The sequence below is a fragment of the Sulfitobacter sp. G21635-S1 genome (assembly GCF_027213915.1).
Classification (GTDB): domain Bacteria; phylum Pseudomonadota; class Alphaproteobacteria; order Rhodobacterales; family Rhodobacteraceae; genus Sulfitobacter.
On sequence record NZ_JAPWGV010000014.1, the window covers coordinates 87,615 to 99,606 of the forward strand.

Annotated in this window: 11 protein-coding genes; 9 read left to right on the top strand and 2 right to left on the bottom strand. The window is 63.6% G+C overall.

The features are described from left to right. Nucleotides 1–606 precede the first annotated feature (606 nt). The 7 genes from O4H53_RS14745 (at nt 607) to O4H53_RS14775 (ending at nt 7,505) form a co-directional block, all read left to right on the top strand. Entirely contained in the window at nt 607–3,048 is a 2,442-nt protein-coding gene (locus tag O4H53_RS14745; protein WP_269364875.1) for a GcvT family protein, read from the top strand. A gap of 152 nt (nt 3,049–3,200) precedes the next feature. Next, the gene (locus tag O4H53_RS14750; RefSeq protein WP_269364877.1) at nt 3,201–4,454 is read left to right on the top strand and encodes an MFS transporter; all 1,254 of its coding nucleotides are present in this window, start codon (nt 3,201–3,203) and stop codon (nt 4,452–4,454) included. An 85-nt stretch (nt 4,455–4,539) separates the two neighbouring features. Further along, nucleotides 4,540–4,785, top strand: a complete 246-nt coding sequence (locus O4H53_RS14755) for a hypothetical protein (protein WP_269364879.1) — start codon at nt 4,540–4,542, stop codon at nt 4,783–4,785. 103 nt (nt 4,786–4,888) lie between these two features. After that, nucleotides 4,889–5,641 (top strand): alpha/beta hydrolase, encoded by a 753-nt coding sequence (locus O4H53_RS14760; RefSeq protein WP_269364881.1) that lies wholly within the window; start codon nt 4,889–4,891, stop codon nt 5,639–5,641. 4 nt (nt 5,642–5,645) lie between these two features. Beyond that, entirely contained in the window at nt 5,646–6,074 is a 429-nt protein-coding gene (locus tag O4H53_RS14765) for a VOC family protein (protein WP_269364883.1), read from the top strand. Nucleotides 6,075–6,091: 17 nt separating this feature from the next. After that, nucleotides 6,092–6,763 carry a hypothetical protein gene (locus tag O4H53_RS14770; protein WP_269364960.1) on the top strand — a complete coding sequence of 224 codons (672 nt, stop codon included), beginning with the start codon at nt 6,092–6,094 and terminating at the stop codon, nt 6,761–6,763. A 31-nt stretch (nt 6,764–6,794) separates the two neighbouring features. Beyond that, entirely contained in the window at nt 6,795–7,505 is a 711-nt protein-coding gene (locus O4H53_RS14775) for an alpha/beta fold hydrolase (RefSeq protein WP_269364884.1), read from the top strand. A gap of 15 nt (nt 7,506–7,520) precedes the next feature. On the opposite strand, the gene O4H53_RS14780 is transcribed toward O4H53_RS14775, so the two are convergent. Continuing rightward, nucleotides 7,521–8,108: a DUF6151 family protein gene (locus O4H53_RS14780; RefSeq protein WP_269364886.1), complete on the bottom strand. Its 588-nt coding sequence runs from the start codon at nt 8,106–8,108 to the stop codon at nt 7,521–7,523. A 3-nt stretch (nt 8,109–8,111) separates the two neighbouring features. Beyond that, nucleotides 8,112–9,392 carry a polyhydroxyalkanoate depolymerase gene (gene phaZ, locus O4H53_RS14785; RefSeq protein WP_269364888.1) on the bottom strand — a complete coding sequence of 427 codons (1,281 nt, stop codon included), beginning with the start codon at nt 9,390–9,392 and terminating at the stop codon, nt 8,112–8,114. Between the two features lie 100 nt (nt 9,393–9,492). Here phaZ and O4H53_RS14790 point away from each other — a divergent pair, with 100 nt between their 5' ends. Both O4H53_RS14790 and O4H53_RS14795 read left to right on the top strand, forming a co-directional pair. Continuing rightward, complete coding sequence (locus O4H53_RS14790) at nt 9,493–11,298, top strand: PHA/PHB synthase family protein (RefSeq protein ID WP_269364890.1); 1,806 nt, start codon at nt 9,493–9,495, stop codon at nt 11,296–11,298. A gap of 178 nt (nt 11,299–11,476) precedes the next feature. Continuing rightward, nucleotides 11,477–11,920 (top strand): phasin family protein, encoded by a 444-nt coding sequence (locus O4H53_RS14795; RefSeq protein ID WP_269364892.1) that lies wholly within the window; start codon nt 11,477–11,479, stop codon nt 11,918–11,920. Nucleotides 11,921–11,992: the final 72 nt, after the last annotated feature.

Genomic DNA, 11,992 nt, shown 5'->3' on the forward strand with positions numbered 1-11,992 from the left:
GAGAATGGCCGCAAGGGGTGCGTTCCCGCCCATCGCTGCATTCTCACGACTGACCGCTTGGCTTTTGGCCCGTCCTTCTTCGGTCAGAGCGCCGCGCGCCGGGTCTGCGATCTGACGAAAGGTCGATCTTGCCTGGCAGCTGACAGACGGGCGAGCGCAAATGCATCCCCGGCTTTCACCCTGCGGCAACTGACCGTAGGTCGTGTTGACATTCATTGTCGCCCACCCGCGCGAGACGGATTTTGCCGCTGGCGCCCTGATGTGAGCGCAGCAATGTGATCATTGGAAGTGAACATCCGGGATGGCAGAGGCAAAATCCGCCGCGCCCCGCAGGGGTTTCGCCAAAATTGCCCATTTCTGCGTTAAGAGAGCTTGAAATAGCTGGCTATTCCTGCGCTCTCTTGCCTGGAACTGAGCAGTTTTGGACTGAAACGGGTGGGCGACAATGAATGTCAACACGACCTAGTCTCCGCCCTTGTAAGGCCGTCCAGCGGGATTCGGGCGCAGCGCCGCAGCTGCGCGACGCGATTTTCGGGTTGCGGTTTTGCACGGGACAACTGCGGTTTGGCGGAATAGCCTCGCCCAGAAATTTCATAGGGGATGCTCATGCAATCACATGCCAAGGTCGTTGTCGTAGGAGGGGGATGTGTTGGCGCATCCATCCTGTTCGGGTTGACCGAACAGGGGTGTTCCGATGCCGTGTTGCTGGAGCGCAGCCAGCTGACCGCCGGGTCGACCTGGCATGCGGCGGGATTGCTGGTCACCTTCGTGCGCTCGCATGTCATCAGCCAGATGACAATGGAAACGATCCGGATCTATGCAGATGTGGAACGCCGGCTGGGCACCTCCTGCGGGCTGCGTCAGGTGGGCCAGCTGCGCGTTGCCAACACCCGGGACCGCTGGGACGAGTTCCAGAGCTATATCAGCATCGCGGAGGCGGCAGGCGTTCCGGCTGAGCTGCTGACGCCTGAGCAGGTGCAGGAACAGCATCCCTATCTTTCGCCCAGCAACTCCATTTTCGGCGGGATCCTTCACCGCGAGGATGGCTATATCAACCCGGCCGACATCACCCAGGGGCTGGCGCGTCTGGCGCGGGATCAGGGTGCCAAGATCTATCAGAACACCGAGGCGCTGTCCTATGAGAAGCGGCCCGGCGGCGGCTGGAAGGTTGTCACCTCGCAGGGCGAGATCACCTGCGATCACCTGGTCTTTGCCACCGGCAATTATGCCCGCGAAAATGCAAAGCGCGTGGGCCTCGATCTGCCCTGCATCCCGATTGTCCATCAATACTGGACCACCGAAGTGGTGCCCGCGCTGAAAGACCGCAAGGCCGCGGGGCTGCCCGAACTGCCGATCCTGCGCGACGAGGATTACGGCGCCTATCTGCGCGAGGACACGGGCGCCTTTCAGTTCGGACCCTATGAATTCGAGAAGGACCTCAAGCTCTTTGCCGTGGACGGGGTGCCGAAGGATTTCGGCGCGGATCTGCTGCCGGAGGATTTCGATGCCGTCGAAAGCCAGTGGGAGCGGGCCATCGAGCGGGTGCCAACCTTGGGCGAGGTGGGCATCAAGGCCAATACGCGCGGACCCTTCCAGATGACCCCGGACGAGATGCCGCTGTGCGGTCCTGCCCCGGGCCACGAGGGGCTGTGGCTGGCCGAGGGGGTGCCGGGTGGCATCCTCTGGGGCGGCACCATGGGCGCGCGTCTGAGCCGCTGGATCCTGAACGGCGACCCGGGCATGGACATGTCCGCGCTCGACCCGCGGCGCTTTGGCGATTACGTGACCAAGCGCTGGACCGCCGACAAGGTGCGCGAGACCTGGGGGCGGCACATGCTGGCCCATATCCCGGGTGAGGATACGCCGGCGGGACGCCCGCTGAAGACGGTGGGGTCCTATGACCTTCTGACGGCGAAGGGTGCGGTCTGGACCGTGCTTGACGGCTATGAGGTTCCGAACTGGTACGCGCCATCACCCGAGCTGGCGCTGCCGGAGGCCAGCTTTCGCAGGACACGGTCGATGGAACATGTCGAGGCCGAGGTGCGGGCGACCCGCAGCGCGGCCGGGCTGATCGAGATGTCGCCGATGACCAAGTTCCGCGTGCGCGGGGCCGGGGCGGCGGCCTGGCTGGACGGGATCATGGCCAATGCGCTGCCGAAAGTGGGGCGGTTGAGTCTGAGCGTGGTCTGCAATCCACGCGGCGGGATCGACGCGGAATATACGGTGGTGCGCTATGGCGAAGACGATTTCTATCTCGTCAGCACGCCGAACGGCGAGGTCCGCAACCTTGACCAGCTGTCGCGGCTCTTGCCGCAGGATGGCAGCGTGATCCTGGAAAACCTGTCCGAGCAGCTTGGCGTCATTGCCATCGCCGGTCCGAAATCCCGCGAGATCCTGCAGCCCTTGACCGACAACGACCTGTCGAACGCGGCCTTCCCCTGGCTTTCTGCCCAGTTGGGCGAGGTCGGCTATGCACGGGATGTGCGGCTGATCCGGGTCAGCTATACCGGGGAGCTGGGGTGGGAATTGCACCACCCCGTCGCCTACAACCGGCATCTGGTCGACCTGCTGCTGAACGCGGGGGCGGCGCATGGGATGGTGCCCTTTGGCCTGCGGGCGCTGGAATCGATGCGGCTGGAGAAATCCTACCGCGCGATCAACCGCGAGCTGTCGCAGGACATCTCGCCGCTGGAGGCCGGGCTGGGCCGTTTCGTCAAGCTGGACAAGGGCGATTTCCTGGGGCGCGATGCGCTGCGTGCGGAAGCGGCGGCGGGGCCGGCGCGGGTTCTGGTGACGCTGAAACTGCCGTCCTGCGATACCTCCGTCCTCGCGGACGAGGGGGTGTATCAGGAGGGCGCACTGGTCGGACGCGTGACATCGGGCGGCTATTCCTATCATTTCGCCCATGACATCGCGATGGCGCTGGTGCCACCGGCCCTTTCGGCCGAAGGCACGGCGCTGCAGGTCTCCGTCCATGGCGAGATGCGCGAGGCGGTGGTGACCCATGACAGCATGTATGATCCCGCCAGCGCGCGCGCGCGGATGTAGAGGTAGAGGTAGATGTAGGGGACAGGGCAAGGCGGCGATCCCGTTTTGCACCGCCCGCAAGCCATAGCTCCGCGATCTGCCACTGGCCGCGCTTTTCATTCGCAGGCGACGCCCTAACTGCATCTGGATCACGGGACAGGGTGGAAGCGCGGATGACCGACGGCACGGCACAGGGAATTTTCAGCAGGATCGCGGGTGGCGAAGGCGCTGACAGCCCCGGCCCGAGCGAAGGGCGCAACGGTTTGCGGCATATCGCGGCGCTGTCGATGACCAAGGTGGCGGACGGGCTGATCGACCCCAAGCTGGTGCTGGCCTGGCTGCTCACGGCGCTGGGGGCGCCTGCGGTCTTTGCGGGCGCGCTGGTGCCGATCCGCGAGGCGGGGGCGCTGCTGCCGCAGATGCCGCTTGCGGCGCTGTTGCAGCGCATGGCCCGGCGCAAATGGATATGGGTGCTGGGCAGCGCCGGTCAGGGGCTGGCGGCGGGCATGATCGTGCTGGCGGCGCTGTCGCTGGAGGGGCAGACGGCGGGCCTTGCCATCTGCGCGGCGCTGGCGCTGCTGGCGGTCTGCCGGGCGGCCTGTTCGGTCTCTTACAAGGCGATCCTGGGCAAGACGGTGTCGCTGTCCCGGCGCGGTGCGGTGACCGGGCTGGCGGGGTCGGCCTCCTCTGTCGGTGTGCTGGTCTTTGCCGCCCTGCTGATCCTGGGGCCGGGGCAAAGCGCGGGGCTGGTCATTGCCGCGATTGCCCTGGCCGCCCTGTTCTGGGGGGCTGCCGCCCTGCTGTTCACCACCCTGGAGGAGGAAAGGAGCGAGACCGGCGGCGATACCATTGCCCATTTCGCGGTGCTCAGGGAAGACCCGGTGCTGTGGCGTTTCATCATCACGCGGGGGCTGCTGGTGTCGACGGCACTGGCGCCGCCCTATCTGGTGGTCCTGTCGGGGGAGAGCACGCTGGGCAGGCTCGGTGCCCTTGTGCTGGCCTCGGCGCTGGCCTCGCTGGTCAGCTCCTATGTCTGGGGGCGGCTTGCGGATCACTCCAGCCGCCGGGTTCTGATGTTCTCGGGCCTTCTCGGGGCTGTTGCCATGGGCGCGGGCGTTGCCCTTTGGGCGCTGGGGTTGGCGGGGCAGTGGATGGCGATGCCGCTGGTGCTTTTTGTCCTGATGATCGCCTATCACGGGGTCCGGCAGGGCCGGTCCACCTATCTGGTGGACCTCGCGCCAGAGGGCCGGCGCGCGGCCTATGCCGCTGTCACCAATACCGTCATCGGGGTCTTGCTGCTGGGGGCGGGGGTGCTGGGCGGCGGGGCCGCGCTGATCGGGCCCGAGGCCACTTTGACGCTCTTTGCCGTCATGGCGATTGCCGCATTTTTCACCGCGCGGGGGCTGACCGAGGCCGAAGGGCTGTGAATGTCAAACTATACGTTGACTGCGACGTTCAAGAGCGTAAAAGCGACACTGATACCCCGGCAACATTTCCGTGAAGGAGCGCGGCATGGCAAGCTACAACCGGACATTCAACCTGACGATTGCGGATGTCGACATGATCGAGGAAGCGCTGCGCGCCCGTGGTCGTGAATTGTCCCGCATGCGGCTTGCCCTGGGCAGCGACAACCCGGCGCATATGGAATCGATCCGGGTGATCGAGGACGACCAGCGCGAGAACGAGGAACTGCTGGGGCGGCTTCACGGTCAGAAGATCTTTTACCGGCCCAAGACATCGACCTACGTCAGCGGCTGAGGCCCGCGCGCCCGCCGGGCGCGCCGGTACAACGGTAACGCGGGATTCTCGCGGTTGCCCTTGGACCCGGTGTTGCGCATGATGACCCGAAAAAGGGGGCACCATGACCATACCGGCATTTCTGGACACGAAATCAGGGCGCAGGCTGGCCTATCACCGGACCGAGGGGGCAGGGCCCTGCATCGTGTTTCTGGGCGGTCTGAAATCCGACATGATGGGCACCAAGGCGGTGTTTCTGGAGGAATGGGCGCGCCGCAACGGGCGGGCCTTTCTGCGCTTCGATTATTCCGGACATGGCGAATCGTCGGGCGATTTCACCGATGGCTGCATCGGCGACTGGGCCGAGGACGCGGCCGAGGCGGTGGCGGCGCTGACGCAGGGGCCGATCCTGCCCGTGGGCTCCTCCATGGGGGGATGGCAGGCGCTGTTGCTGGCGCGGGCGCAGCCGGAGCGGCTGGCGGGGCTGGTGACCATCGCCGCGGCGCCGGATTTCACCGAAGACGGATATTGGGCGAATTTTACCGATGCGCAGCGCGCGCAGATCGAGGCGGGGCAGATGGTGGAGCTGCCCTCGGACTACATGGAGCCCTATCTGGTCACGCCGCGCATGATCGCGGACGGGCGCGAGCAGCTGGTGCTGCGCGCACCGCTGCATCTGCCGTTCCCGGTGCGGTTCCTGCAGGGCACGGCAGATACCGCCGTCAGCGTTGCCACCGCCACGCGGCTGCTGGAACATGCCACCGGGCCGGACATGCGGCTGCTGCTGGTCAAGGATGCGGATCACCGGTTTTCCGACGGTCCCTGTCTGGATCTGATTGTTCAGGCGATAGATGAGGTTTTGGCTGCAAATGACTGAAAAAATGGAACAACGTATTTCGCTGATCACGCTGGGCGCAGGGGATCAGGCCGGGCTGGCCGCCTTTTACGACGCCCTGGGCTGGGTCCGGGTGGAGAGCCCGGACGGCGTTGTCGCCTATGATCTGATAGGTCAGACGCTGGGACTTTACCCGATCGGGAAACTGGCCGAGGACATTGGCGTGCCGGTGGAAACGCTGGGCCATGGGGCAATGACGCTGTCCTACAATGTGCGGGACAAGGCGCAGGTTGCCCCGTTGCTGGCGCGGGCAGAGGCCGCGGGGGGCCGTATCCTGCGGCCCGCGCATGACATCTTCTGGGGCGGGCATGTGGGGTATTTTGCGGACCCCGAGGGGCATATCTGGGAGGTCACCCACAACCCCTTTGCGCCGCTGGCCCCGGATGGCGCCTTTCGCTGGAACGGCCACGGCTGATGCGCAGACCGGCCAGCATGTGGAGCCTTGAGACCTTTGGCCGGGTCCGCCTGTCGAAACATTTCTACATGCGCGATTTCCTCTACTCCGAGATTTCGGGCTTTCACGGCATTCCCAATGTGCCGGACGATCCCGATCTGGTGATCGCGAACGGGCGGGCGTTCTGCAGCGCGCTGATGGACCCTTTGGAGGAAACCTTTGGCCGGGTCGCGGTGCGGTCGGGCTATCGCAGCCGGGCGCTGAACCGCTATGGCAACGAGAACCGCCTGAACTGCGCGCACAATGACAACCCGCTGGAATGCCATATCTGGGACTGGGCCGGCGGTGACCGGGCCGTGGCCGGGGCCAGCGTCGTGATCCCCTGGTTTGCCGATCAATATGCCGAAGGGCGCGACTGGCGCGATCTGGCCTGGTGGGTGCATGACCATCTGCCCTATTCGGAGATGTGGTTCTTTCCCAAGCTGGCGGCCTTCAACCTGGTCTGGCGTCCGCAGTCCTGGCGCACGATTTCCAGCTATGTCGCGCCGCGCGGGATGCTGCTGCGGGCCGGAGAGGCGCCAGACGAAAGTGCCGCCACCCGTGCGCGGCGCTATGCCGATTTTCCGCCCCTGCGCGGCATCAAGATGCCTGATGTTGCGGCACCCCCCGGCCATGCTATAGAGGATGAAGCGGGCACTCGCCCGGACTGAAAGACTTTTGAGATCAACAAGGTGCGCTGATATGGCCGAGCCGCTGGTGCTGTTGCCCGGCATGATGTGTGACGCGCGGCTTTTCGGGCCCCAGATCGCCGAGCTTTCGGCTGACATGGCTGTCATGCTGGCCCCCATCACAAAGGGTGAACGGATCGAGGAGATTGCCTCGGGCATTCTCGACCTCTTGCCGAACCGCTTTGCCGTGGCGGGGCAGGGCATGGGCGGCGTGGTGGCGATGGAACTGCTGCGGCGCGCGCCGGACCGGGTGACCCGGATCTGCCTGATGGGCACCAATCCGCTTGCCGAAACCCCCGTTGCCGCCGCGAACCGCGAGCCGCAGATCGTGCGGGTCCGGTCGGGGCGGCTGCTTGAGGTGATGCGCGACGAAATTCCGGCGGCCAGCCTGGCCCCCGGCGGTCAGCGTGCCGAGGTGCTGGAACTGGCCCTGGACATGGCCGAGACGCTGGGGCCGGAGGTGTTCATCCGCCAGTCCCGCGCCTTGCAGCGGCGGCGCGACCAGCAGGCGGTGCTGCGCAAATGCAAGGCCCCGGCGCTGGTGCTCTGCGGGCGGCATGACACGTTGAGCCCGGTCAAACGCCACAGTTTCATGGCAGAGCTGATCCCCTATGCCGAGCTTCTGGTGCTGGAGGATGCGGGCCATCTGCCAACCCTGGAACAACCCGCAGAGACCACGGCGGCGCTGCGCAAATGGATGCGCCAGCCGCTGGTGTTGCGGTAACGGCAGCGGATTTGGTCAGGACGCGGCGTCGAGCAGGGCTTTGCGGGTGCCCTGTGGCAGCACCTCGACCGGGCTGACCAGCGTGGCGCCATCGGCCTTGAAAAACGGTGTTTTCTTCCATCTGCCGGTGATGAGCTGAAGCGCGCTGCGGCTGAGCGCGCCCCAGATGAACCGCGGCAGACCTTTGTGGCGGGTCTTGCCGCTGTCGGTGGGGAGGAAGGCCTGACCGACCACCGGGCCAAGCGGCGCGGTTTCCCCCAGGATATTGGTGCGGATGCCGACGAAGGAAAACCGCGCGCTGCGCGGCGTGTTGAACAGCGGCGTGCCGCAGCAGGCGGCTTGCCAGCGCAGCAGGTTCTTGTCGCCAAAGGAGAAGACCGCCAGCCTATCGGCCCCCTTGGTGATGGTCAGCCGGTCCGGTGTGGTCTGAAAGATGCCGACCGGGCCGGGGGCCGGGTCGGGCTGGCCCAGGTGCAGTTCCGCCGCGCGGCAGTCGCGGCAAAAGCACTCGGAATGGGTGCCGGCACCGGGGCTGGCCCCCCGCAGGGTGCCTGCCAGTTTGCCGCAGTTGCAGGCGAATGCGATATCATGCGGCCTGGCCATGGATCAGGCCGCCTGGTTCTTGTTCGCCGCCTTTTTTGTCTTGGGCTGCGGATCGCCGCTGTTTTCGTCGATGAAGTTCAGCACCAGCGGGCGGATGTTCTCGCGCCAGCTGCCACCGGCAAAGATGCCGTAGTGTCCGGCCCCTTCTTCCAGGTGGCTGGCCTTCTTGCTGTCGGGCAGGCCGGTCAGCAGATCCAGCGCGGCGACGCATTGGCCGGGGGCGGAGATGTCGTCCTTGGAGCCTTCGACGGTCTTGACCGCGACGGTGGTGATCTTGCCGATGTCCACCTTGCGCCCTGCGACGGTAAAGTTGTTGCTGGCGATTTCGTGGTTCTTGAAGATCCGGTCGACGGTCGACAGGTAGAATTCCGCCGTCATGTCCATCACGGCAAGATATTCATCGTAGAACTTGTTGTGCTTGTCGTGTTCATGCGCCTCGCCCCGGGCGACGCGGCCGATCTGGTCGCTGAACGCCTTGAAATGGGTTTCCGCGTTCATCGAGATGAAGGAGGACAGCTGCAGCAGGCCGGGATAGACCTTGCGGCCGACGCCGGCGTATTTGAAGCCGACCCGCTGGATCATCATGTGTTCCAGCTGGCCCATGGTGACGCTGTGGCCAAAGTCGGTGACTTCGGTGGGGGCGGCACCGGGGTCGATCGGGCCGCCGATCAGGGTCAGGCTGCGCGGCTGGGCGTCTGGCGCTTCCTCGGCCAGGTAGGCGGTGGCGGCCAGCGCCAGCGGGGCGGGCTGGCAGACGGCGATCACATGGGTGTCCGGGCCCAGATGCTTCATGAAATCGACAAGATAGAGTGTATAATCCTCGACATCGAACTTGCCGGCGCTGACGGGAATGTCGCGCGCATTGTGCCAGTCGGTGATATAGACGTCGCAATCGGGCAGCAGGCTGATCACGGTGGAGCGCAGCAATGTGGCATAATGGCCGGACATCGGGGCCACCAGCAGCACCTTGCGGGGCGGTGTGGGACGGCCCGAAATCTTGAAATGCAGCAGATCGCCAAAGTCGCGCGACAGGGAGATTTCAGCGCTGACGACATGGTCCTGGCCGTCGTTGCCGGGGATCGCGGGGATGTTCCAGTCGGGTTTGACGACGATCCGGCTGAAGGTCCGTTCGGTTACTTCGCCCCAGGCCGCCATCCAGTTCAAGCCAGGGTTTGGAAACATTGAAAAAGCAGGGTAGGATGCCATGGCAAGCGCTGACGCGCCGAGCCATTGGTTGGTATTTCTGACGGTCTCCATCAGATCGTAAGAAGCCATGTAACGCATAGGGGTCTCCTTTGGGCCCGAGATTGCGCACCTCCTTGGTCCGGCCCCTGAAGCGGTCCATGAAATGCTGCACCTGCGAAGATAGGAGCAAAAGGTTAAGATGACAACTAAAACTAAAAACGACCCGGCATTGAGTGACGCGTCCCTGTCCCGGATGGTGGAAAACCTCAAGAAGGTGGAGCAGCTGACCGAGCGGCTGGGGCAGGTGATGGCACATCGCCAGACCCACCGGCAGGCGCTGGACGGACCGAACCAGGAATTGTTCGCCAAGGCGCAGCAGGCCTATCTGACCGAAGCCATGACCAACCCGGCCAAGCTGATGGAACATCAGCTGTCGTTCTGGACCAGGACGATGACCCATTTCGTCGAGGCGCAGCAGGCCCTGGCCAAGGGCACGCTGACCGCACCGGAGGACAATACGCCAAGCGACCGGCGCTTTGCCAATCCGCTGTGGCAGACCCATCCCTATTTCAACTTCGTCAAGCAGCAGTACATGATCAACGCGCAGGCGCTGGAGCAGGCGGTCGAAGATGTCACCGACATGGAGCCGCATGAGAAAAAGCGGCTGGCCTATTTCAGCCGTCAGATCATCGACATGATGAGCCCGACGAATTTCCTGGCCACCAACCCCGACGCGCTGGAACGCGCGATCGAGACCGAGGGCGAGAGCCTGGTGAAGGGAATCGAGAACCTGATTTCCGATCTGGAGGCCAACGACGGTGAACTGATCGTGCGGCTGGCCGATGAAAAGGCCTTCAAGCTGGGCGAGAATATCGCAAGCACACCGGGCAAGGTGGTCTATCGCAACAAGATGTTCGAGCTGATCCAGTACACGCCGACCACCGAAAAGGTGTACAAGACGCCGCTGCTGGTGTTCCCGCCCTGGATCAACAAGTTCTATATCCTCGACCTGAAGGAACAGAACTCATTGGTGAAATGGCTGCTGGATCAGGGTCACACGCTGTTCATGGTGTCCTGGGTCAATCCTGACAGCACCTACCGCGATGTCGGGATGGAGGATTACATCGAGGATGGCTATCTGGCCGCGATTCGCGAGGTCAAGGCGATCACCGGCGAGAAGAAGGTGAATGCGGTGGGCTATTGCATTGCCGGGACCACCCTGTCGCTTGTCCTGGCGCTGCTCAAGCAGCGCGGCGACAAATCGGTCAAATCCGCGACCTTCTTTACCGCGCTGACCGATTTCTCCGATCAGGGGGAGTTCCAACCCTTCCTGACCGACGATTTCATCGACGGGATCGAGGGGGAGACGGCGGACAAGGGGATTCTCCCCTCGGTCATCATGGCGCGCACCTTTTCCTTCCTGCGGTCGAACGACCTAGTTTATGCCCCTGCCGTCAAACATTACATCATGGGAGAAACGCCGCCGGCCTTCGATCTGCTCTACTGGAACGGGGACGGGGCCAACCTGCCTGCCAAGATGGCGATGCAGTACCTGCGCGGCCTGTGTCAGCGCAACGAGCTGGCGGAAGGGGGATTCGACATTCTGGGGCATCATCTGGTGCTGGGCGATGTGGATGTGCCGCTGTGTGCCGTGGCCTGCGAGACCGACCATATCGCGCCCTGGAAAGACAGCTACCGCGGCGTGCGGCAGATGGGATCCTCGGACAAGACCTTTATCATGACCCAGTCGGGCCATATCGCGGGGATCGTGAACCCGCCGTCCAAGAAGAAATACGGCCATTACGTGAACCCCTCGCTTGAAGCGGAGCACACAGGCTGGCTGGAAGCGGCGGAATTTCACGAAGGGTCGTGGTGGCCGCGCTGGGGAGCCTGGCTGAAAAAGCGGTCCGGCGCGATGATCAAGGCGCGGAAACCGGGGGATGATGGCAGGAAAATTCTGGGAGATGCGCCGGGAGAATACGTGGCAAAGAAGGCAAATCACTGATCGGAAAGCACTTTTTGCCGTCATGAAAGTTTAATGCTGCGATGCAGAAAAAGACTTGAAATGCTGCGGTGCAGCATGTATATAATTTAGGCAGACGCGGAAGGCTGGATTCACCACTGGACGCGAAAGGCGGGACAGACCCGTCGAACTAAACAGCGTAACCTAAGGATATACAGACATGACAAAGACACCTGATATGACCGCGATCTTCAAAGACGTAATGGGCTCTTTCCCGGTTGACACAGCCGCAATGGAAGGCGCGTTCAAAACAAGCGCGACCCTGAACGAAAAACTGTCCGGCGTTGCCCTGGCAGCGGTTGAGAAATCCACCGAGGTTTCCTCCAAGTGGACAAAAGACACCGTCGCAAAGATGACCGAGATGGCCAAGGCGAAGTCCGAGCCCGCCGATTACGCAAAAGCGATGTCCGACTTCGCTTCTGCTTCCGCTGAATCCGCAGCCGAGCACATGGCTGCTTTCGCGGAAATCGCCAAGAAGGTTCAGATGGACACCGTTGAGCTGATGATGGCTGCCGGCAAGGACATCCAGGAAGACGCAACCGCCGCGATGAAGAAAGCTTCGAGCGACGTGCAGGCCGCCACCAAGAAGGCGACAGCGAAGTAAGACCGATTACCGGTATCTCCTCCTCCCTGAAAGAAGATGCCGTGGGGCGGGTGCTGATGCACCCGCCCTTTC

What these genes read in the sequence shown, in the direction of transcription:
- O4H53_RS14745 (WP_269364875.1), top strand. Translation starts at nt 607, where the DNA reads ATGCAATCACATGCCAAGGTCGTTGTCGTAGGAGGGGGATGTGTTGGC.
- O4H53_RS14750 (WP_269364877.1), top strand. Translation starts at nt 3,201, where the DNA reads ATGACCGACGGCACGGCACAGGGAATTTTCAGCAGGATCGCGGGTGGC.
- O4H53_RS14755 (WP_269364879.1), top strand. Translation starts at nt 4,540, where the DNA reads ATGGCAAGCTACAACCGGACATTCAACCTGACGATTGCGGATGTCGAC.
- O4H53_RS14760 (WP_269364881.1), top strand. Translation starts at nt 4,889, where the DNA reads ATGACCATACCGGCATTTCTGGACACGAAATCAGGGCGCAGGCTGGCC.
- O4H53_RS14765 (WP_269364883.1), top strand. Translation starts at nt 5,646, where the DNA reads ATGGAACAACGTATTTCGCTGATCACGCTGGGCGCAGGGGATCAGGCC.
- O4H53_RS14770 (WP_269364960.1), top strand. Translation starts at nt 6,092, where the DNA reads ATGTGGAGCCTTGAGACCTTTGGCCGGGTCCGCCTGTCGAAACATTTC.
- O4H53_RS14775 (WP_269364884.1), top strand. Translation starts at nt 6,795, where the DNA reads ATGGCCGAGCCGCTGGTGCTGTTGCCCGGCATGATGTGTGACGCGCGG.
- O4H53_RS14780 (WP_269364886.1), bottom strand. Translation starts at nt 8,108, where the DNA reads ATGGCCAGGCCGCATGATATCGCATTCGCCTGCAACTGCGGCAAACTG.
- phaZ (WP_269364888.1), bottom strand. Translation starts at nt 9,392, where the DNA reads ATGCGTTACATGGCTTCTTACGATCTGATGGAGACCGTCAGAAATACC.
- O4H53_RS14790 (WP_269364890.1), top strand. Translation starts at nt 9,493, where the DNA reads ATGACAACTAAAACTAAAAACGACCCGGCATTGAGTGACGCGTCCCTG.
- O4H53_RS14795 (WP_269364892.1), top strand. Translation starts at nt 11,477, where the DNA reads ATGACAAAGACACCTGATATGACCGCGATCTTCAAAGACGTAATGGGC.